The organism is Microcystis sp. M53602_WE12 (assembly GCF_030065455.1).
GTDB classification, from domain to species: Bacteria; Cyanobacteriota; Cyanobacteriia; order Cyanobacteriales; family Microcystaceae; genus Microcystis; species Microcystis aeruginosa.
Genome location: NZ_JASJFB010000172.1, coordinates 1 through 21,896 on the forward strand (window position 1 = coordinate 1; position 21,896 = coordinate 21,896).

The following is a 21,896-nucleotide window of genomic DNA, read 5'->3' on the forward strand; positions in this document are numbered from 1 at the left end:
ATATAGCGGTATGCACTTGCATGAGGTACAATAGAAGAGGACAATAAATTATAGACCTAGGCAGGAGCCACGACCCGATGAAGCCCTATTCTTTAGACTTGCGACAAAAGATCATCGAGACCTACGAGGAGAATAACCTCTCACAACGTGAGTTAGCCAAAAGATTTAGAGTAGCTTTAAGCTTTATCCAGAAACTAATCAAGCAGTGGCGTGAAACAGGAAATCTAAATCCCCGACCGCATGGTGGAGGACAAAAACTCAAGCTTAAGAGCGACGAAATTATCTTGCTGGGCGATTTAGTCCAAGAAAAGAAAGATGCCACCTTAGACGAGTTAAGAAAACAAATTGAGGAAAAAACACAGACGGTGGTGAGTAACTCAACAATCAGTAGAATTTTAAAACGGCTAAATTTAACTCAAAAAAAAAAGCTTACACGCTAGGGAAAGAGACACGGAAAGAGTGCAAAAATTAAGAGAAGAATATTGGGAGAAAATCCGAGATGTTAGAGCGGAAGATTTGGTTTTCGTTGACGAGTCTGGCTCTAATCTAGGGATGACAAGACTTTATGGCAGGGCTGAAAAAGGTCAGAGAGTGTATGATTCAGTTCCGTTAAACCGAGGAAAAAACGTCACGATAATTGGAGCGATAGCGCTCAAAGGCTTGCTGGCTTTTATCAATGTATTTGGAGCCGCAAATGGTTTAATATTTGAAGCATTTATTGCTACATTATTAGTTCCAAACTTGTGGAAAGGAGCTTGTGTATTAATGGATAATGCTTCGATTCATCAAAAAGAAACCCTCGAACCAATTCTTCAAGAAGTCGGTGCTAGACTGGAGTTTTTACCTCCCTATTCTCCCGATTTTTCTCCCATTGAAAACTGTTGGTCGAAAGTGAAAATACTGATTCGTTCTATGTCACCTCGTACCTATGCTGATCTAGAAAAAGCGATCGTTCAAGCCTTTAGTCAGATTACATTGCGAGACATCCATCACTGGTTTACCCATTGTTGCTATTGCGATACCCCTTTTAAAGAGCCTACCTAGTCATCCATGCTGTACCTCATTCAACTGAAACCCGCTATAGGCAATTGACAATGGATAATTATCAGCCGAAGTTCCTGCGGCAATAGGCTACTATTTTGACCATCAGGAAGAAATCAACCTGGAAATCACCCAAGAATGGGATCAGGTACAAATTAGCATAACGCGAATAGCTAAATCACCTTTTTACAACGGGATGAAAAAAGTGACTTTTTCCCCGCCCTTCCCCCGAATGCACCCCGTAACTGATATAAGTAGAGATGTAGGTCTATAACCAAAATTGCCGCATCAGTTCGGTTAGGTGACTGTTTTTCGCTTGTCTAGGAGGGTAGATATGCTCAACGAATTAATTTATGAAGGATTAGGTTTAAGTGCTGTTTTCGGAGGACTATTCCTCTGGTCGCGCTCTGGTTTCGTCAGCAAAAATACCGCCCTTTTAGCCGCACAAGCGCAATTACAGCAAAGTAACGCAGATTTGTTGGCTCAAGTCAAGGGTTTAGACGTGGCGCAATCAGAGTTAAAAGACGAAAATCAGCAGCTGCACGCCAAAATAATTTACATAGAACAACATTCCGCCCAATTACAGCACAAAGCTACGGATTTAGAAAATTCTCTCCAGTCCCTCCAGCAAGCTGTCCAGATAGGTGAGAGTGAAATTGAACAACTGAAAACCACCGCTAAGGAAATAGAAGCGGAGAAAGTGGGTTTGATGGAGCAGTTAGAGGCAGAAAAAGCCCAAATTACTAGCCTAGAGGCACAGATTCAAACTTTAGAGCAGCAAAAAGGCGAAATTAACCGTCAATTTGATTTGACCAAAAAACAGACCACCTCTCTCTATAGTCAAATTCAGACCCTAGAACAGGATAAAGCTCTCTTACAGCAAGATATAGAAAAAGCAGAGGAATTAAGGGCGAAAGTGGCCGATTTAGATCATAAAAACCAAGAATTAAGCGATTTAGCCGCCCAAATTCCCAACTTGCAAGGTCAAATTCAAACCTTAGAACAGAATCTGGCTCACCAAACAGAACAGTATGAGCGAGGACAGCAGGAAATAGCCAGCTTACAGGGTCAAATTACTGGGTTAGAGCAGCAAAAAAAGTCTCTCAGCGAAGATTTAGCCGTAAGTCAAACTCGATCGCTCTCTTTAGGGCAAGAATGCGACAATTTAACTATAAAACTGCAAGAAACCGTCGCTCAAGTGGCGGCTATAACCGACGAAAAGGACAGTCTCGGCGCTCGTCTCGAAGCAGCTAAACTGGAGTTACAAGCTTTAGAAGTCCAGAAAGAGGAATTATCGGCAGAATTAACCACTGCTGCCGAAAAAATTGCTGATTTAGAAGGGCAATTACAGGGATTAACCCAGTTACCCCAACAATTGGCTGATTCTCAGGCAAAAATTGCTGATTTAGAAGGGCAATTACAGGGATTAAACCAGTTACCCCAACAATTGGCTGATTCTCAGGCAAAAATTGCTGATTTAGAAGGGCAATTACAGGAATTAACCCAGTTACCCCAACAGCTAGAAACCTATCGGGAAAACATTTCTAATTTAGAGATTCAACTACACCAGTTAAGTGCCGAAAAAGACCAATTAGAAACCACAACTTCCCGTCATATCGAGGAATTAAGCCAACAAAATCGCCAACTAACTCAAGATTTAGAAGCCCAAAAAACAGCAGCTAAAGCTTTAGAAAAGGAAAAAATTAAGTTTGAGGGTGAGTTAGCAACTAAGCAAGCAGAAATCGCCGCTTTAGAGGTTCAAATTCAAAACCTAAAGCAAGAAAGAGACGATTTCTCTAAACAAACTACCCCTATTACCACTAATGAACCAGCAGCAATTATTAGTGAAACTCCGGTAGTAGAAGAGCAGGAAACCCCCTCGGTGATTGCCGAGGAAACTCCCCCGGTGATTGCCGAGGAAACTCCGGTAGTAGCAGCAGAAAAAATACCGGTTGCCGATACAAGTTTAGAAGTGCAACCCGCAGCGGAGATAGTCCAAACCAGTCAAGAATCCGCCGAAAATACCCTAAGGGGAAAAAGCGTAGTTATACTAGGAACCTTCAGCAAAATCAGTCGCGAGAAAGCGAAATCATTGATTATTAATGTCGGTGGTACTGTTACCAGTTCCCCCAGTGCGAACACTGATTATATTCTCCTCGGTAAAGCCCCCGGTGAGAAACTCAAAAAGGCTCAAAAATTAGGCATTAAAACCCTTTCAGAAGCCCAATTTCTGCAAATGGTAGAATTAGTTTAGCCGTCGGTTGTCAGGAGATAGGGTGGTCACTGCGTGCGCGTTGCGGAGGGTTTTGGGGTGATAGGGTGATGAAACAGCTTCCCCACTTCCCCACTTCCCCACTTCCCCACTTCCCCACTTCCCCACACCCCACACCCTGTTCCCTTGATTACCAAAATTATGAGTCAAAAAATTGCCTTTTTAGGATTAGGAGTGATGGGAGCGCCGATGACGACTAATCTTGTCCGTCAAGGTTTTGCTGTCAATGCTTGGAATCGTACCCCAGAGGCGCCGGGGATAACCATTGCCGGGGCAGCTGGTGCGAACATTTGTTCTAGTATCGCCGCCGCCGTCAGGGATGCCGAGATTGTCTTTACCTGCGTCGGAGATGTGCCTGACGTGGAAGCGGTAATTTTAGGACCGGGGGGTGTCATGGAATCGGCAGCGGTGGGAACTCTGGTGGTGGATATGAGTACCATTGGCTCTCAAGCCGCTAGGATGATTGGTAAAAAGCTAGAGGAAAATAATCTCCGTTTTCTCGATGCTCCCGTCTCTGGTGGCGATATTGGGGCGAAAAACGGCACTTTAACTATTATGGTGGGAGGGAAAGAAGCGGATTTTCAGACTTGTCTGCCCTGTTTTCAAGCCATGGGCAAAACTATTCGCTGGTGTGGCGAAATCGGCAACGGACAAGCAGTAAAACTCTGTAATCAAGTCTTGGGGGCGGTTCACATGGTGGCGCTGTGTGAGGCTCTAAAAATGGCAAAAATTCAAGGATTAGACCCCAATTTAGTCATAGAAGTCTGTAAAACGGGGGCGGCGGGTTCTTGGGCGTTGGAAAATTTGGGACCAAAAATCCTCGCCCAAGATTTACAGCCAGCTTTTATGATTGAACATATTTTAAAAGATTTGCGATTAGTCAAAGAAACTGCCCAGACAGCCGGGGAAATTCTGCCCGGGACAGATTTAGCGGAAACTCTATTTAAAGTAGTAGCGGAATTGGACGAAGGTAAGGGAATTAAACAGGGAACCCAAGCGATGATTCGCGCCTACGATTAGGCCTTTTGTTGGCGATAAATATCATCGGTACGGGCAGCCATGATGAAATCATTTTGATGTAATCCGCCCACGTCATGGGTCCACCAAGAAACGGTAACTTTACCCCATTCTGTCAATAAAGCGGGGTGATGGCCTTCTTTTTCCGCTGCTTCTCCCACGGCATTAGTAAAGGCGATTGCCCCTTGAAAATTGGCAAATTTATAGAGTTTTTGCAGACGGGGAATACCCTCGTATTCTAAGAGATTCCAATCGGGAATTTTAGCCTGTAAAGCGGTAATTTCTTCGGCAGTGATAGGAGAAGAACCCGATTGATAAGGTTGACATTTTTGTTGGGCAAGTTCGGTCATAGGGGTATCAATTAAGATTTTTTAAGTAAGTAGTTATAATTAAATTGAAGATAGATTTTGCCTCTGATCCCCCCTGCCCCCCTTGATAAGGGGGGTGCCGATCCCCCCTGCCCCCCTTGATAAGGGGGGTGCCGATCCCCCCTGCCCCCCTTGATAAGGGGGGTATCTGACAACTTTTAACACCTACCTACTTACCTTTATTATAGAGGAAAATCCCCCAGAGAAATTTTTTATTCTTCCTCTGACTCTGGAGAACTCACCCAAGGGGTAGAAGATTCGGCAGCTTTCGGGAAAGAAAAAGATTTTTTCGGAGGAGAAGGCAATAATTCCAATTGTCGATTACTGGTTTTATAGCTAGTTTTATTTTTCTGCTCTCCCCGTCGTCGTTGGGAGGTTTTTTCCTCCGTGGTATTTTCGGCTATCACTTCATACAAAATCGCCCGTTTATCCTCTTGTTGGCCTTTTCTTAACACCCGTCCTAAACGCTGAATATATTCCCTAGTGGAACCAGTTCCCGATAAAATAATCGCGATGCGCGCTTCCGGCACATCAACCCCTTCATTGAGAACATGGGAAGTCACCAGAATTTTGTATTCTCCCTGACGAAAACGGGTCAGGATTTCATGGCGTTCTTTCACGGGAGTTTGATGGGTTATGGCAGGTATTAAAAAGCTCTCGGAAATGCGGTAAACTGTGGCATTATCGTTGGTAAAAATTAAAATTGGTTCTGGATAGTGTTCACAGATTAACTCGGCTAAAACCCGCAATTTTCCCTGGGTTCCAGAGGATATTTCCTTCGACTCCCGGTGCGCTAACATCGCCCGGCGCCCTTCGCTACTTCTGGCACTAATCATGACAAAATTTTGCCAACCATCTAAACCAGACAAACTGAGATTATTTCTTCTTAAAAAATCATTGCGAATTTTAATTGCTTCTTGATATTTTTCCTGTTCTTTTGCAGATAGTTTCACTTTAATTTGAATTATTTCATGATCGGCTAGGGCTTTTCCTGACAAGTCTTGGGGACTTTTTTGATAAACAATTGCACCAATAAGATAATCTAAATCTTGATGACTACCATCACCGCGATCCGGTGTTGCTGTTAAACCTAAACGATAGGGAGCGATCGAATCTTCCGCTATTTTCCGAAAGAAATCCGATGGTAAATGATGACATTCATCAAAAATCAAAAAAGCGTAACGATTGCCAAGAGTTTCTGAATAAATTGCCGCACTTTGATAGGTGGCGATTAAAATAGCACTATTATCCTTAGAACCTCCCCCTAATAATCCCACCTCGGCATCGGGAAAAGCCGCCAACATCTGGGCATACCACTGGTGCATTAAATCAATAGTCGGCACGATAATTAAGGTACTGCGGGGAGTCGATTGTAGAGCTAATTGGGCAAGATAGGTTTTACCGGCAGCGGTGGGAAGGACAATGACACCCCTTCTCTGGGATTTTTTCCAAGCGATTAACGCTTCCGTTTGGTGGGGGTAGGGTTCCCGTTCAAAACTGGCAATTAATTCTAAATTGTTGAAAGCTTTTGCTTCATCTTGGAAGTTAATGCCCTCCTCCTGTAGAGTTTCCACGAGAGGACGATAATGAATGGCCAAAATGCGAAATCTTTCGATACGATCATCCCAAGTGGCAAAATCTAGCCATTTTTTCCCTTTTGGTGGTGGATGGAGAATTAAGGTTCCTCGCTCATATTTGAGGGTGGGTAAGCGCATTTTTCAGTTATCAGTAAACAGTAAACAGTTATCAGTAAACAGAACGTAGGTTGGATTGAAGCATGAAACCCAACGCCCGCTCATGTTACGCTACCGCTAACCCATCCTACAAATAATTGTGCCTCCCTACTTATCAGTAAACAGTAAACAGTAAACAGTAAACAGTATAAGTGAACTGAAAACTTACATCTGATAACTGATAACTGATAACTGATAACTGATTCAAGGCTGACGGCGGCAAGATAGCTTATCGCTAGATTATATTGATCGGGTTAAAAAAATAGAGTGTGAATTAACACACTCTCAGCATATCGAAACAGCCAAAGTTTGGCAATAGATTAAATCTTTTCGGTTAGCTTAGTCAGAACGCGATTGGAACGTTCCACAAAAGCTTGCATTCCCTCGGCATCAAATCCTTTTTGAGCGATTAAAGCTAAATCATAAACGTGCTGACAGAGCATTTTCGCTAATTGCGCCGATGGAGATTCGCCACTACCGGTAACAATACTTCCCTGACTAATCTGGATAATCTGTTGAATTAGAGGATGATTAGTATTAATCATCAGAATATGTTCTTCGGGGAAAGCCATGGCTTTTTGCTGCATCATTGCCGTCATTTCCTGTAAGCGTCGCATCGCTTCTGGAAGTAAGACAATTGCCGGGGGAGTACCTTGGGGATCATCGGATTTCAAGGCTTCAGTTTTGATATTGATGCGGGAATTATCAAGGGCTTTGGCGAAGATTTCTTTGATTAATTCAGCCCGGGTTTTATTACTACCGGGATCGATAATTTCACTAGCTTGATCCTGTTCGAGCAGCGTCGAGTCTAATTCAGAATCAACCCGGGTGAATTTCACATCAGAATATTCTCTTTCTAGGAAAGGAATAAAGTAATTAGTATCGATGAAAGAATCAAAGAAGAGGATTTCTAACCCTTGATTTTTGTAGAGTTCAACGTAGGTGGATTGGCTACGAGGATCGGTACAGTAAAAAACTCGATTTTCGTGGCGTTCTTTATGGCGTTCTAGGTAGGCTTTGAGAGTAGTATAACCTTCCTGTTCGATCGCTTCTAGGGGAGTTTTCGCCGTTGCTTCTTGCCATGCGTCACCTTCGGCGGTTTGCACTGCCACTTGTACCGGGGTTTCTGGGGGTTTGTAGGTAGTGCGATAGATTAAAATATCTTCTACCTGCTGTTTAAATTTATCCTCTTTCAAGGAACCAAATTTAATAAAAGTTCCCACATCTCCCCAACAACGAATATATTCTTTTGCGTCTTCATTGTAGAGAGATTTGAGGCGATCAGCAATTTTTTTGGCAATAAAATCGGCAATACGGCGAACGGTGCGATCTTTGGTTAAAGCACTTCGAGACACATTTAAAGGAATATCTGGACTATCGATGACTCCTCGCAAGGGTATCAGGAAATCGGGAATAATTTCCTCGCAATGATCGCTGACAAAAACCTGATTACAGAATAACTTTAATTGTCCTTTTGAGACATCCACATCCGGTCTGAGTTTGGGAAAGTAGAGAATGCCATTGAGCAAGAAAGGATAATCGGTATTCAGATGTACCCAGAGTAAAGGTTCTTCTTGGAAAGGATAGAGATAACGATAAAATTCTAGGTAGTCTTCTTTAGTCAGATTTTGAGGAGATTCTTTCCATAAAGCCCGTTGTTGATTAATCACTTCCCCATCAATTTTAATGGGAACAGGCATAAAATCCGAGTAGGTTTTGACTAACTGGCGAATGCGGGCAGGTTCTAAATATTCCCCTTCCTCATCCATTAAAGTTAGGGTGATAGTGGTGCCGATTTGGCTGCGGGAAGAATCGGTTAGTTCAAACTCTGGAGAACCATCACAAGACCAATGGACAGGGGTAGCACCTTCCTGATAGGAAAGAGTATCAATTTCTACCTTTTTAGCCACCATAAAAGCCGAGTAAAAACCTAGGCCAAAATGACCGATTAAATCGTTGGCTGATTTTTGGTATTTATTGATAAATTCTTCCGCACTAGAAAAGGCAACTTGGTTAATATATTTCTTGATTTCTTCCGCCGTCATCCCGATACCGTTATCGGTAATTGATAGGGTACGATTTTCTTTATCGATGGCGAGATTAATTTCTGGTTCGGGGACTTCTCCTCTCGCTTCTCCTGCTAAGGAAGCCATTTTTAATTTCGAGATGGCATCAACACTATTAGATATCAATTCCCGCAGAAAAATTTCATGGTCAGTGTAGAGAGATTTTTTGATAATAGGGAAGATATTCTCGGTATGAATCGTGATATTACCTTTTTCGAGTACCGTCATACGTTCAATCACTAAGGGTTTGACTATTCTAACTTTTTTATTTTGCTCGATAATGGCACCATTGATCACAGAGCGATTGCCCAACTTCTTCTAGGGGGATAACCGTACCGATAAAGGCATTTAACGGCAGCGGGGCGATTTCTAGAACTCGCTCGCAAAAATCGGGGTTAATTGCCAGATTATCGGGGTTATTGATGACTTTGTGACTTTTGCAAGCGGTTGGTTGAGATTTGCTGATTGAGGGGGAATTGCAGTAGCTCTACTGTTCACTTTGCAGATATCCCTCGATCAAAATATCGGGATTGAGATAATTAACCGTGACATTTTCTAGCTGTAAAGCTTGACTCATTAACTGGAATCCTAAATCACCCACGGCAGTGGGTGCCTGGATTCCCCCGATGATTTTGGGCGCAATAAAAGCGATAATTTTTTGTACCATGCCCTCAGCGATCGCCGCTGCACTTAAACCGCCGCCGCACTCCCACAAAACCTGACAAAATCCCCTCTGATAAAGATTTTCCATCACTAAAGTGGGTGTCACCTCGGTTAGTTCGATCACTTCCACGCCTTTTGTTAATAATTGTTGCTGAAGCTTGACATTAGCATCAATTTGTGTATAAACAAGCGTGGGAAATTGACTGGTATCCCAAAGATGGGCGGAGGAGGGTAAATCGAGCGATCGAGTCATGACCACGCGCAGGGGATTATGATCGGAGAGGCCGTGAGTGGTTAGGTGGGGATTATCTTGACGGACAGTGCTACCGCCGACGATAATCGCATCACAGGCCGATCGCAGTTGATGGACTATTTGGCGAGAAGCGGGGCTAGTAATCCAAGTGCTATGACCGCTAGTGGCGGCAATTTTGCCATCGAGAGTCATGGCATATTTGAGGATACCGAAGGGTTTTTTAGCGGTGATGCGATGGATAAAACCCTGATTGAGTTGACGACATTCGGACTCCTCCACTCCCACCAGCGTCTCGATACCTGCCGATTCTAATCTTTGAATGCCTTTCCCCGCCACCAAGGGATTAGGATCGATCATCCCCACCACCACTTTTTTAATGCCTGCTTGCACAATTGCCTCGCTACAGGGTGGAGTACGTCCATAGTGGTTACAGGGTTCGAGATTGACGTATAAAGTGGCACCACGGGCTTTTTCTGCCGCCTGTCTCAGGGCGAAAACTTCTGCATGGGGTTGTCCGGCCCCCGGGTGAAAACCTTCGCCGATAATTATACCCTCGTGAACGATCACAGAACCCACCAAAGGATTAGGAGAAGTCCGCCCCAAGGCTTGCCTAGCAAGGGTTAGACATCTTTGCATCATTGTGCGATCGAATTCCGTTGCTCGGGCCATGGTTTATTTCTCCAAAGGAGGGGAGACTTTATCAGTGATCAGTAATCAGTAATCAGTAATCAGTGATCAGTGGGAAGCTTTTTTCAGTGTTGCCAAAGGCACGGCGTAGCCGTCCAGTAAACAGTAATCAGTGAACTGAAAACTCACATCTGATAACTGATAACTTATCTACTATTGTTATTTAAAAGTGAAACGTATCAGAGGATACAGAAATCTCAAATAAAAAAAAACAAAGATCAAAAAACATTGACTACTCACACCTCAAGATAAATCCCTAGCTGTTTGGTCTTCTGAAATGATTGACCTCTGTTCCTAGGATTTAGCGGTTGAACGGACATAATTGCTCGGTAATTATTTTCAACAGTAATGAATCGACCTACTAACTCAAAAAAGTAAATGAATTAACGATGAAACGAATTGCTCGAAAATCTGGGGAACTTGTCGGTTTGTTACCGAAAATTAACCCTGTCTGGTTAGCCTGTGTTCCCTTGTCCGCGATTATTTTTGTGGTTTGGAACGCGGCCGTACACGCCCAGGATGCGAAACCCCTAACCCCCGAAGATGTCCAAAACGCCCTCAATACAATCTGGGTTTTAATTGCCGCCATCCTCGTGATCTTTATGAACGCGGGTTTTGCGATGCTAGAAACGGGATTCTGTCGCCAGAAAAACGCCGTTAACGTTCTCGCCAAAAACCTGATCGTTTTCGCCCTCTCCACCATATCATTTTGGGCGATCGGTTTCTCCCTGATGTTCGGGTCTGTCAGTAACGAATTTTTCGGTACAGGAGGCTGGTTCCTTAGCAGTAGCGATCCTGCCACCTACGCCATGCCTGCCTCTTTGCCCACCTCGGTGTTCTTCCTGTTCCAAGTCGCTTTCGCGGGAACGGCGGCAACCATTGTATCTGGGGCGGTGGCAGAACGGATTAAATTCGTCGATTTCCTCGTTTTTAGCTTAATTATCGTCGGTATCATGTACCCGATCACCGGTCACTGGGTTTGGGGTGGCGGTTGGTTAGCCGACCTTGGTTTTAAAGACTTCGCTGGTTCGACGGTGGTCCACTCGGTGGGTGGTTGGTCTGCTTTAACCGGGGCGGCAATTCTCGGCCCGAGAATGGGTAAATACATCAACGGTCGCACCAGTGCCTTACCCGGCCATAACATGAGTATCGCGACCTTGGGTTGTTTAATTCTCTGGATTGGCTGGTTCGGTTTTAACCCCGGCTCTACTTTGGCAGTTAATGAAACTGTACCCTATATCGCTGTCACCACTAACCTCGCCGGGGCTGCAGGTGGCATTGCCGCTACCTTTACCGCTTGGGCGAAAGATGGTAAACCCGACCTTTCGATGATTATTAACGGTATTCTCGCCGGTTTAGTAGCCGTTACTGCCGGTTGTGATGGTGTATCCTATTGGTCGGCGGCAATCATCGGTTTAATTGCCGGTGTAGTCGTGGTTTACTCGGTGTCTTTCTTCGATAACCTGAAAATTGATGACCCGGTGGGTGCAACTTCCGTTCACCTCGTCTGTGGTGTGTTTGGAACTTTAGCCGTCGGTATCTTCAACAAAGATGCGGGTTTAATCACCGGTCAATTCCAACTGTTTATTAACCAAATTATCGGAATTGTGGCAGTGGGAGCATTTACCCTGATTGTTAGTGGTATTGTTTGGACAATCCTTAAGGCTACCCTCGGTATTCGTGTTACTCCCGAAGAAGAAATGGAAGGTTTGGATGTGGGTGAACACGGAATGGAAGCCTATAGCGGTTTCGTCAAGGAGTCCGATATCGTTACTGGTGGCTATTATGCTTCCAGTGTTGACATGGAAACGCCCAGCAGTCGTTAGGGTGAACCTTGTAAAGATAGATTAATTAGATCCCCGACAAAGTTAAAGAGAAAAGGAAGAAGGCCTCGCCCCGATGCGATCGGTGGCTATAATTAGCTTCTAAACCTTTTCTCTTTCGGTTTTTTGTCTCTTTCCAGACAGAAAAAATTAATCTTGCTACTAGGCACCAACCGTCAATGAAAAAGATCGTAGGAATAACCATGCTTTTGCTGGGACTGGGATTCAATTTCGGAGTTGCCCCGGTTTTTGCGGAAACCGTCGCCGCCGCTCCCCCCAATCCGATTAGTGCTGGAGATACAGCTTGGATGCTGATCTCCTCAGCTTTAGTTTTATTAATGACCCCCGGACTGGCTTTTTTTTATGGGGGTTTAGTACGTTCGCGTAACGTCCTCAACACCATGATGATGAGTTTGGTAGCCATGGGCGTAATTGGTGTAACTTGGGTGCTTTGGGGTTATAGTCTCGCTTTTGATGTCACCCCGGGTAAAAGTGGTTTTGGTGAAGGGATTGAAGCTTTTATCGGTGGTCTGGATTGGATTTTTCTCAACGGAGTCACCGCCGCCGCACCTGACAATATCGGTTATGCACCCACCGTTCCCCATCAAGTGTTTATGGTCTATCAGATGATGTTCGCCATCATCACCCCGGCTTTAATTTCAGGGGCGATCGTGGAACGGGTCAACTTTAAGGCCTATTTTTGGTTTTTACTGCTTTGGTCCACCTTTATCTATTCTCCCCTAGCTCACTGGGTTTGGGGTAAGGGTTGGTTGGCAGCCACTGGGGCGCTGGATTTCGCCGGTGGAACCGTTGTTCACATTAGTTCTGGGATTTCCGCACTGGTGGCCGCTTGGGTAATTGGCCCGCGGCGTAGTTTTGGAACTCAAACCTATGCACCCCATAATGTGCCGTTTGTTCTCCTCGGTATCGGTTTACTCTGGTTTGGTTGGTTTGGTTTTAATGGGGGTAGTGCGCTTTCCTCTAGTTCCCTAGCTACGACAGCCTTTGTTAATACCACGATCGCCGCTTCGGCTGGTGGTTTGACATGGATGCTGATAGAATGGATTTTACGGGCTAAACCGACAGCGATCGGTATTGCTAGCGGATTTTTGGGGGGATTAGTGGGTATTACTCCCGCTGCCGGTTTTGTTCTACCCATCGGTGCGATTCTGATTGGTTCGATCACTGCCCTTACCTGTTTTTTTGCGGTTAGTCTCCGGGCAAAATTGCGCTTTGATGACTCTTTGGATACCTATCCTGTCCATGGTGTGGGTGGGACAATAGGGGCGCTGCTTACGGGGGTTTTTGCCACTAAATCGGTTAATTCCTTGGGTAATGACGGTTTACTATTTGGCAACCCCGGCTTAGTCTGGACGCAATTTGTTGGCGTTGCCGCTACTTATATCTTTGCTGCCGTGGGTACTTTTGTTATCCTGAAAGTTCTCAGTCTATTTATGGAGCTGCGGGTTAAACCGAATACGGAAGCGGAAGGGTTAGATGTGCCTCAACACGGAGAGGAAGCCTACGGACAGGAATTCGAGTTTGGTAGCAGCTTTTCCTACCAAGAAAATCCTCCTAGCACAAATCCTCGAGAAAATTATTAGCGATTCAATCGGCTATCAGTCCGGCCAACAGAGGCGAAATTTCGTCTCTGTGAAACTGGGCTAAAAAATTCCGTTTTTGGTCGTCTTGTCTCTGTCACCGGGGATTGTGATCCTGTCCGTCGCTGGCAAAGAATGCTCGATCGTTATTGTGCGAAGATTCTCCGAGACGGAGAAACTCTCTGCCAAGGCTTAATAATTGGCGATCGCTAAGGCGGATCAAGTTTGATCCAGATGGGCAAAACAGCAAAAAATTACCGATTCCTACTGACAAGAATCAAGAAATTTGTAAGCCAGCTAACTCAGCAATTGTATAGGTGGGTCTGCCTTTAACTTCCTCGTAAATTCTGCCGATATATTCTCCTAGTATTCCGATGCTAATTAGCTGTACAGAACCCAGAAAAAATATAGCGATCATAATCGTGGCAAAACCCGTGATCGGTGAGTCGGGTTGCTGTAAACGCCAATATAATACTAACAGAGCCATAATCAAAGATATCAGGGCAGAAAATAATCCTAGATAGGTGGCAAAACGTAAGGGGACACGGGAAAAAGATACTAGGCTATTAATAGCTAAAGATAATGATTTGCTAAAGGTATATTTTACTTCCCCGGCAAAGCGCGCATCCCGCTCAAATTTAACCGCAGTTTGTGGAAAGCCAATCCAAGCGCGCAACCCACGAATATAACGATTTCTTTCCGGGAGAGAATTTAATAGATATACCACCTGACGATCCATTAAACAAAAGTCTCCTGTATCGGCGGGAATATCCACATCAGCTAGTCTTTTAAGCAAACGATAAAAGAGATATGCCGTCAGTTTTTTAAACCAACTTTCTTGTTTTCTTTTGGTTCTTTGGGCATAAACTACTTGATAACCCTCTTGCCATTTTTCAATCATTTGGGGAATTAATTCGGGTTTGCTTAATAATGGTAAAACCCTTTTAAAATAAAGCTTTTGACCTGTTAAAGTCCGATGTTAGTGCAAGAAAATAGGATTGGGACGTTCAAAAACCTTGCATTATCCTTCTTGTAGTACATCTCTTGGTACAAAAAACAAGGGCAACAAAGCCTAAAACGACCGACTCCTGACGACCGGCTACTGACTCCTACCCCCAGGAAAAACTTTTTCAGCAGACCCTAATTCGGGCGGATCTTGCAGGTCAGCATCCAAAACAATAATTACTTGTCCTCGGCAAAAATTAAGTCCAGCAGTTACCGCCGCTTGATGACCAAAATTGCGGGCGAAACTGATATAACATACTCGTGAATCAGCTTTGTGCAGTTCTCGCAGCAGTTTTAAGGAACTATCTTTACTACCATCATTTACTAGAATTAATTCTACCGCCCCATCTAAATTATTCATGATGGCACTCACCCGGCGATACAGTTCGGCAATAGTTTCTTCCTCGTTATAGATGGGGACAATCAGGGAATATTTTAGCATTTGCATAATAATATTTGACCAGTAATTGATTGAAAAAAAATCGATTTAATCCCAGTTTTTTCCTCCTGTGTTTAATAATTATCTTAGGTTCAAGATTCTGACAGGAGTATAATTTTGTCAAAGTGAAAACCCGATTAGCCAACGATTTACCTCCTTTCTTCCGGCTCCTAACTCAGAGAATTCTGCCGTCAATCTCTTTACTTAGCCAAGGAACTCCTCGATCGCCTGTCCCGTCTCTTTTGGTGCTTCTTCTGGTAAAAAATGACCGCTGGCGATCGCCTGTCCCGTGACTTGATTAGCTAGCTGCTGCCAAAGAGCGATCACATCGTATTGACGTGCAATGAAACCTTTTTCTCCCCAAAGAACCAAGAGGGGAGAGGAAATTTTCCGGTCTAAATCCTGACGATCATGCTCTAAATCGATGGTAGCGGCAGCCCGATAATCGGCACAAGTGGCGGTTATCGTGCTTAAATCTCGAAAACAACGCCGATATTCCCCCAAAGCTTCCTCTGTAAAAGCGCTAAAATCTCGACCCCAACTTTGCAAGCAATGTTGCAGATAATAATCGGGATTAGCGGCGATCAGGGTTTCGGGAAAAGGGGAAGGCTGAATCAAGAAAAACCAATGATAGTAGGCAGTGGCAAAAGTTTGCTCAGTCGCCTCATACATCGCCAGCGTTGGGGCTATATCGAGTAAAACGAGTTTTTTTACCTTTTCGGGAAAATCAAGGGCGAGACGGTGGGAAACTCGCGCCCCTCGATCGTGGCCGATTAGATAAAACTCCTGATAACCCAATTTTTCCATCAGCAATACCTGATCGAGGGCCATGACTCGCTTGCAGTAATTGCTAGAATCCTCTAGGGGTAAGGGTTTATCGCTATCCCCGTAGCCGCGCAGATCCGTGGCGATCACCGTAAAATTAGCCGCTAATCGGGGGGCGATTTTATGCCACATTTGATGGGTTTGGGGATAACCATGGAGCAAAAGCAGCGGAAAACCGCGCCCACCTTTGACACCATTGATAGTAATGCCATTAACTTCTAGCTGAAATTTCCGAAAATTTGTCAGCATTTTTGCCTCCTGTCACTTTGGGGAAAGATAATTGCATCATCTGGCAAAAGTGACCCAATCAGTAAAGTTTTTTCACTATAGCCGCTCAAGCCGCTGCTTTTCTGGTAGATTAAAACCATTGGGTTGCTCAAAAATCAACGAGTTAAGCAGTAATTTGATTATGATCTCGATTATCTATTCCGATGAATTTCTCGATCACGATACAGGTATTTACCATCCCGAACAAGCGGCGCGTTTAACGGCAATTGTCGAGGCTTTAAAACAAACAGAATGGCAGTCAAAATTAACATGGCATTTACCGACACCGATCGAAATTCGTGACGAAGTAATCCCTTTGATTAAACAAGTTCATAATCAAGATTATGTTGATAGATTGCGGCGAATTTGTCAACAGGGCGGAGGAAGATTGGATGCTGATACTCCCGTTTCTGCGCGTAGTTACGATGTGGCGTTACTAGCGGTTAGTGGCTGGTTAGATGGAGTTGATCGAGTCTTATCTACTGGCGATCCTGCCTTTATTTTAGCCCGTCCCCCCGGACATCATGCCACTTCTAATTATGGCATGGGTTTCTGTCTGTTTTCTAATGCTGCTATTGCCGCTTATTATGCTTTGGAAAACAAAAGAGTGCAAAAAGTAGCGATTCTCGATTGGGACGTACATCACGGCAATGGCACCCAGGATATAGTCGAAAATCATCCCCAGATTGCCTATTGTTCCCTTCATCAATTCCCCTTTTATCCCGGCACGGGAGAAGCGAGAGAAAAAGGGGAGTTTAATAATGTTTTAAATATTCCCTTATCGGCGGGAAGTACGATTAAAGATTATCAAGAACATTTTGAGGGGCAAGTCATACCTTTTCTGAAAAATTTTCAACCGGATTTAGTGATTGTTAGTGCTGGATATGATGCCAATCAAGCGGATCCTCTGGCGGGAATTTGTTTACACCCACAAGATTATGGAATTTTAACCAAATACCTCTTAACTCTCAATAAACCGCTGCTTTTCGGCTTAGAAGGTGGTTATGATTTAGAAACTTTAGCGGCTTCCGTCGTCGCCACCTTAGAAGCTTTGCTCTGATCCTATTCCGGGTAATCGTTACATTTCTTTAAAAAGATTGGTAACAAAGCGATCTAATGCGGTAAGGTAAACGATCGATAGAAAAAAACCCTTGACCTAGTTGCCTTTTAAGATTATGAACTCCCTTGCGCCACACCTAAAAGCCAAAGCCCTCAAGCCCAATAGTCGTCGTCCTGCCAAAGAATTGTGTAGCGAGTGCGGACTTTGTGACACTTATTATATTCACTATGTTAAAGAAGCTTGTGCTTTTCTCAATCAACAAATCGCTGATTTAGAAGCAGCAGCACACGGCAAAAGTCGCGACTTAAATCAGGAAAATGATCTCTATTTTGGTGTTCATCAAGAGATGATGGCTGCCAAGAAAAAACAAGCTATCCCTGGGGCGCAATGGACAGGAATCGTCAGCACAATTGCCTGTGAAATGCTCAATCGTGGTTTAGTAGAAGGGGTGGTTTGTGTGCAGAATACCGCCGAGGATCGCTTTCAACCGCAGCCGATTCTCGCTCGTACCACGGAAGAAATTCTCGCCGCTAAAGTCAATAAACCGACTCTTTCTCCCAATTTATCAGTCCTAGAAGAAATTGAAAAATCGGGCATGAAACGGTTATTAGTTATCGGAGTTGGTTGTCAAATTCAAGCCCTAAGAGCAGTAGAAAAAAAATTAGGCTTGGAAAAGTTATATGTCTTAGGAACTCCCTGCGTCGATAATGTCACCCGCTCAGGACTGCAAAAGTTTCTAGAAACTACCAGTCGTTCCCCAGAAACTGTGGTTCACTACGAATTTATGCAGGATTTTAGGGTACACTTTAAACACGAAGATGGCTCGATGGAAATGGTTCCTTTTTTTGGCTTAAAAACTAATAAATTAAAGGATGTTTTTGCCCCTTCCTGTATGACTTGTTTTGATTATGTTAACTCCCTTGCTGATTTAGTTGTGGGCTATATGGGCGCACCTTTTGGCTGGCAATGGATTATGGTTCGTAATGATACGGGCAAGGAAATGTTAGAGTTAGTTAAAGATCAATTAGACACCCAAGATGTTATGTCTAGTGGTGATAGAAAACAGGCGGTACAAAATAGCATTCCTGCCTATGATAAAGGTGTAACCTTGCCGATGTGGGCGGCAAAAATGATGGGAGTAGTAATTGAAAAAATCGGGCCTAAAGGGTTAGAATATGCTCGCTTTTCTATCGATTCTCACTTTACCCGTAATTACCTTTATGTTAAACGTAATTATCCTGAAAAATTAGCGGCTCATGTTCCTGAATATGCTAAAAAGATTGTGGAACAGTATAAATTGCCCGATTAATTAGGGTATGCTGAAAAAGTAGGGGCGCAACATTCGGATAGGAAATCTACGGTTTCAGCCATAGGTTATCCCCCGAATGTTCACCCCTTCTTCGACAATCTCTTATCAGTTATCAGTTATCAGTTATCAGTTATCAGTTATCAGCTATCAGTTATCAGTGATTAATTCAATCATAGTCGATGATAGGTGATGCGTTACGACTAAATCTGGATGTTGTCAAATTTTCTCTTGACAAAGGCGACTTGACATGATACTATATTCATAATGGAAAATCCTTGCGCCTACAGACCCTATTTTCAAGTCTCAATAATCGCCAATAAAAGCTTAGATAGCGATAATTTTTTTAAGGATTGAGAACCATGAACCATCAAAGAGAGTTTTATGTTGTCATTGAACGAGATGAGGATGGATATTATGTTGGGGAAGTTCCTCAACTTCGGGGTTGTTACAGTCAAGGGGAAACGATTGATGAATTGATGAAGAATATCAGGGAAGTGATTGAACTTTGCTTGGAAGATGACAATCCTGAAGATGTGTCGAAGTTTGTTGGAATTGAAAAGGTGTCTATCTGATGCCAAAATTACCGATATTAACCGGTGATGAAGTTATCAAAGCTTTAACGAGAATAGGGTTTCAATCTATCCGACAAAAAGGAAGTCATCTGCGCTTAAAACATGAAGATGGAAGAGTTGTCACCGTACCGGTTCATCGGGGGAAAACTGTCGGGAAAGGATTACTCCTAAAAATTTTACGCGATGCTGAACTGACACAAGAAGAATTTATTCGTCTGCTGTAATTCCCATCTTGATTTAAGCTTCATGTCCCCGTTTTTCTGGATGTTGTCAAATTTTCTCTTGACAAAGGCGACTTGACATGATGCTATATATATAATGGAAAATCCGTGCGCTTGCAAACCCTAGTTTTCAAGAATTTTCAAGGTCTAGTTTATTCGCCATAATGAGTTTTAGCACGATGAATATAGATTAACTTCTGTTCATCATCAGTCTAAACTTTGATTGGAATGATTGAATGAATACTATGATTGTGTTGTATGCTGACTTCATAAACCATTAATCAATGTCTCCCAAGACTTCCTCGAAAGAATAGGTTTCATTTTCATTAATTTGCTGTAGAGATAGTTGTAAGCTTTCTCTTAAATCGGGAATAGAGAGTAATTCGATAGTTTCTTGTAAACTTTCATAGTTTTTTTGGGAAATCAAAATTACAGAGTCCTCCTGATTCTCAATGGCATAAATTTTGTTATCTTCCGTAACCGATTTAACGAGACTTGGTAAATCGGTTTGAGCATCGGCGATTTTAATTTTTTTGATCATAATTAATCCTTTTTTTGATGATGAAATAATAAAAATTATTGTAGGGATTTAACAATCTCACCTAATCACAGTCCAGACAGCATCCTCCTATAATTATCCATCATTGTAGTCATCAGTGATTAATTCAATCATAGTCGATGATTAGGTGGTGCGTTACTGGACTAGGTAATAGGTGTAGGGGTAATTCATGAATTACCCTTACAATAACGTTTTTCTGGATGTTGTTAAATTTTCTCTTGACAAAGGCGACTTGACATGATACTATATTCATAATGGAAAATCTGTGCGCCTACAGACCCTCTTTTCCAAAGCATTCAAACTCTATCTTAATTCTACTTGCCAGAGTTGGGACAACATAGTTTTATATTCTCCATAATCGTTTGAGTATGGGGATGATTTTCCCCTAATCTTTCCCTGAAAATATTAATCGTTTCTAGATAGAGAGGTTCCGCTTCTGTGTACCTAACTTGGGAGTAGTACAAGTGTGCTAAATTGTTGAGGGAAGTTGCCACATGGGGATGATTGTCTCCTAGTAGTTGTTGTCTCAATTCTAATGTAACTCTATATTTTGAAATAAAATGAAAAATCCTTCTTGCGTAAAATGCTTATCGTGGGTAAGAATTTCATTTATATTCATTTGGCGCATTGTTTGCATGGATATACAATCTGTTAAGCTGTAATCTTTATCTGGACGATTTTGATATAAATCTAATCCTGATTGGAACGTCTGATGAGTTTGAGGTATAACTAAGATTTGGGGATTATTTTGTAAGCCTCTAATAACTTGTAAGGTTTTTCGTCTAACTGACATTCCATAAGCAGATAGATTGTTGAAAACTTCAATAAAGACTTCATCGGTTGTCACTATTGTTACCTGCTGGAGTTTCCTTGTCATTTCTATAGCTTTCTCATGCCAATCATCACGATTGTTAATGAGAGCAACCCAATAAAATGTGTCTGCAAAGATGGTTTTCATTGCTATGATACTATAAACTTTAGTTTCGGCTTTGCTTAGGATTTGGGAACTCCATAAAGATAATGATCATGTTGATTAGCAAGATCTATAGGCAACTTTTCTAAGTCGTCATTGTCTAATGGCATCTCTTCCAGAAGCTTTAATATTGCCTCCCCTACATTACTTTCAGATTTAGCATAACTAGCTTGTGCTGAAAGGAGGAAGTTCAAAGTTTCTTCTATTAAAGAATCCGGTGCTTGTTCAATCTCTTGCAATAGTCTCTCTTTAGTGTTCATGGTTTTATTCCTTGCTAATCAGTTATCAGTTATGGCTCTCTTGGATTTGGTGGGTAAAATGTATTCTAAGATACAGTCCTACTGGCGAGGGAATGGAAGGAACCACAAAGGCACAAAGGACACAAAGATCGATTATGTTGTAGGTTAAGCTTATCGCACAGAGTCTGGAAGATTCCTATAATAAGTCTAAGCTGTGATTTGAATGATTGAGTGAATACTATGATTGTGTTGTATTTGGCAAGTCTTTATCAATGATCAATTATAGTCTATCCCATAATCGCATCAATCATAGTTTAGACTCTTTACCTAATAAAGCGACGCACTAGCCACCGAGTGAGCATCCATAGCAAATAAAACGGCATCCATAGAATAACTATAGGAGTAACGATAATCCACTGCATCCATAGAATAACTATAGGAGTAACGATAATCCACTGCCACCAAGTTAAAGAAGTAGGTTTTTGCTGTTGTCGCAGCCTTTGTAAATTATTACGACAGGTTTTTGTATTAGGATGATTGTCTCCTAAGAGTCGTTTTAACAAATCTAAAGCTTCTAGAAAGAGAGGTTCCGCTTCTGTGTACCTGCCTTGGGAATCGTACAATCCTGCTAAATTGTTGAGGGAAGTTGCCACATCGGGATGATTGTCTCCTAAGAGTCGTTTATACAAATCTAAAGCTTCTAGAAGGAGAGGTTCCGCTTCTTTGTACCTGCCTTGGAAATGGTACAATGCTGCTAAATTGTTGAGGGAAGTTGCCACATCGGGATGATTGTCTCCTAAGAGTCGTTTACACAAATCTAAAGCTTCTAGATAGAGAGGTTCTGCTTCTGTGTACCTGCCTTGGGATTTGTACAATGCTGCTAAATTGTTGAGGGAAAGTGCC

General features: G+C 42.9%; 21 protein-coding genes and 2 pseudogenes. 11 read left to right on the top strand and 12 right to left on the bottom strand.

The features are described from left to right. Positions 1-77 precede the first annotated feature (77 nt). The 5 genes from PX482_RS06625 (at position 78) to PX482_RS06645 (ending at position 4,333) form a co-directional block, all read left to right on the top strand. Positions 78-440 (top strand): helix-turn-helix domain-containing protein, encoded by a 363-nt coding sequence (locus PX482_RS06625; RefSeq protein ID WP_002759746.1) that lies wholly within the window; start codon positions 78-80, stop codon positions 438-440. Between the two features lie 19 nt (positions 441-459). Further along, complete coding sequence (locus PX482_RS06630; protein WP_002759745.1) at positions 460-1,044, top strand: IS630 family transposase; 585 nt, start codon at positions 460-462, stop codon at positions 1,042-1,044. A 331-nt stretch (positions 1,045-1,375) separates the two neighbouring features. Continuing rightward, positions 1,376-3,295, top strand: coding sequence for a BRCT domain-containing protein (locus tag PX482_RS06635; RefSeq protein ID WP_288097295.1), 1,920 nt, complete (start codon positions 1,376-1,378; stop codon positions 3,293-3,295). 68 nt (positions 3,296-3,363) lie between these two features. Next, on the top strand, positions 3,364-3,513 hold the full coding sequence (locus PX482_RS06640; protein WP_288122226.1) for a hypothetical protein: 150 nt from the start codon (positions 3,364-3,366) through the stop codon (positions 3,511-3,513). After that, on the top strand, positions 3,455-4,333 hold the full coding sequence (locus PX482_RS06645) for an NAD(P)-dependent oxidoreductase (protein ID WP_288122227.1): 879 nt from the start codon (positions 3,455-3,457) through the stop codon (positions 4,331-4,333). Before PX482_RS06640 ends, PX482_RS06645 begins: the two co-directional genes overlap by 59 nt. Here the strand turns inward: PX482_RS06645 and PX482_RS06650 are convergent. The 4 genes from PX482_RS06650 to ribD all read right to left on the bottom strand — a co-directional run bounded on the left by PX482_RS06650 (position 4,330) and on the right by ribD (position 10,082). Further along, positions 4,330-4,680, bottom strand: coding sequence for a 4a-hydroxytetrahydrobiopterin dehydratase (locus PX482_RS06650; protein ID WP_002762185.1), 351 nt, complete (start codon positions 4,678-4,680; stop codon positions 4,330-4,332). The genes PX482_RS06645 and PX482_RS06650 overlap by 4 nt on opposite strands. Before the next feature lie 230 nt (positions 4,681-4,910). Next, positions 4,911-6,413, bottom strand: a complete 1,503-nt coding sequence (locus PX482_RS06655; protein WP_106908979.1) for a DEAD/DEAH box helicase — start codon at positions 6,411-6,413, stop codon at positions 4,911-4,913. 338 nt (positions 6,414-6,751) lie between these two features. Continuing rightward, complete coding sequence (gene htpG, locus PX482_RS06660) at positions 6,752-8,725, bottom strand: molecular chaperone HtpG (protein ID WP_043999364.1); 1,974 nt, start codon at positions 8,723-8,725, stop codon at positions 6,752-6,754. A 259-nt stretch (positions 8,726-8,984) separates the two neighbouring features. Further along, positions 8,985-10,082 (bottom strand): bifunctional diaminohydroxyphosphoribosylaminopyrimidine deaminase/5-amino-6-(5-phosphoribosylamino)uracil reductase RibD, encoded by a 1,098-nt coding sequence (gene ribD / locus PX482_RS06665; RefSeq protein ID WP_288122228.1) that lies wholly within the window; start codon positions 10,080-10,082, stop codon positions 8,985-8,987. 407 nt (positions 10,083-10,489) lie between these two features. Between ribD and PX482_RS06670 the strand changes: the two genes are divergently transcribed. Both PX482_RS06670 and PX482_RS06675 read left to right on the top strand, forming a co-directional pair. Further along, a complete protein-coding gene (locus PX482_RS06670; protein ID WP_288023853.1) occupies positions 10,490-11,926 on the top strand; it encodes an ammonium transporter in 1,437 nt (478 codons plus the stop codon). Between the two features lie 176 nt (positions 11,927-12,102). Continuing rightward, positions 12,103-13,527 carry an ammonium transporter gene (locus tag PX482_RS06675; RefSeq protein WP_288023856.1) on the top strand — a complete coding sequence of 475 codons (1,425 nt, stop codon included), beginning with the start codon at positions 12,103-12,105 and terminating at the stop codon, positions 13,525-13,527. Positions 13,528-13,801: 274 nt separating this feature from the next. Here PX482_RS06675 and PX482_RS06680 read toward each other — a convergent pair. The 3 genes and pseudogenes from PX482_RS06680 to PX482_RS06690 all read right to left on the bottom strand — a co-directional run. Then, positions 13,802-14,455: pseudogene (locus PX482_RS06680) on the bottom strand (glycosyltransferase); the annotation flags it as partial. A gap of 210 nt (positions 14,456-14,665) precedes the next feature. Then, positions 14,666-14,977: pseudogene (locus PX482_RS06685) on the bottom strand (glycosyltransferase); the annotation flags it as partial. Positions 14,978-15,172: 195 nt separating this feature from the next. After that, complete coding sequence (locus PX482_RS06690) at positions 15,173-16,042, bottom strand: alpha/beta fold hydrolase (protein ID WP_002762172.1); 870 nt, start codon at positions 16,040-16,042, stop codon at positions 15,173-15,175. Positions 16,043-16,202: 160 nt separating this feature from the next. Here PX482_RS06690 and PX482_RS06695 point away from each other — a divergent pair, with 160 nt between their 5' ends. The 4 genes from PX482_RS06695 to PX482_RS06710 all read left to right on the top strand — a co-directional run bounded on the left by PX482_RS06695 (position 16,203) and on the right by PX482_RS06710 (position 19,225). Further along, positions 16,203-17,120: a histone deacetylase family protein gene (locus tag PX482_RS06695; RefSeq protein ID WP_002762171.1), complete on the top strand. Its 918-nt coding sequence runs from the start codon at positions 16,203-16,205 to the stop codon at positions 17,118-17,120. 115 nt (positions 17,121-17,235) lie between these two features. Then, the gene (locus tag PX482_RS06700; RefSeq protein ID WP_002762169.1) at positions 17,236-18,429 is read left to right on the top strand and encodes a Coenzyme F420 hydrogenase/dehydrogenase, beta subunit C-terminal domain; all 1,194 of its coding nucleotides are present in this window, start codon (positions 17,236-17,238) and stop codon (positions 18,427-18,429) included. Positions 18,430-18,788: 359 nt separating this feature from the next. Continuing rightward, positions 18,789-19,001, top strand: a complete 213-nt coding sequence (locus tag PX482_RS06705) for a type II toxin-antitoxin system HicB family antitoxin (RefSeq protein ID WP_271954314.1) — start codon at positions 18,789-18,791, stop codon at positions 18,999-19,001. Then, entirely contained in the window at positions 19,001-19,225 is a 225-nt protein-coding gene (locus PX482_RS06710) for a type II toxin-antitoxin system HicA family toxin (RefSeq protein WP_002739026.1), read from the top strand. The genes PX482_RS06705 and PX482_RS06710 overlap by 1 nt, the downstream gene beginning before the upstream one ends. 274 nt (positions 19,226-19,499) lie before the next feature. Here PX482_RS06710 and PX482_RS06715 read toward each other — a convergent pair whose 3' ends face one another. From PX482_RS06715 to PX482_RS06735, 5 genes are all read right to left on the bottom strand, one after another. Beyond that, a complete protein-coding gene (locus PX482_RS06715) occupies positions 19,500-19,763 on the bottom strand; it encodes a type II toxin-antitoxin system Phd/YefM family antitoxin (protein ID WP_002762167.1) in 264 nt (87 codons plus the stop codon). A gap of 332 nt (positions 19,764-20,095) precedes the next feature. Beyond that, complete coding sequence (locus tag PX482_RS06720; RefSeq protein ID WP_002762165.1) at positions 20,096-20,311, bottom strand: tetratricopeptide repeat protein; 216 nt, start codon at positions 20,309-20,311, stop codon at positions 20,096-20,098. Positions 20,312-20,313: 2 nt separating this feature from the next. Continuing rightward, a complete protein-coding gene (locus PX482_RS06725) occupies positions 20,314-20,739 on the bottom strand; it encodes a type II toxin-antitoxin system VapC family toxin (RefSeq protein WP_002756072.1) in 426 nt (141 codons plus the stop codon). Positions 20,740-20,774: 35 nt separating this feature from the next. Continuing rightward, positions 20,775-21,014, bottom strand: a complete 240-nt coding sequence (locus PX482_RS06730) for a hypothetical protein (protein WP_002735146.1) — start codon at positions 21,012-21,014, stop codon at positions 20,775-20,777. Positions 21,015-21,316: 302 nt separating this feature from the next. Further along, positions 21,317-21,896 (bottom strand): tetratricopeptide repeat protein (locus PX482_RS06735; protein ID WP_288122229.1); only part of this gene is annotated, 580 nt, incomplete at its 5' end.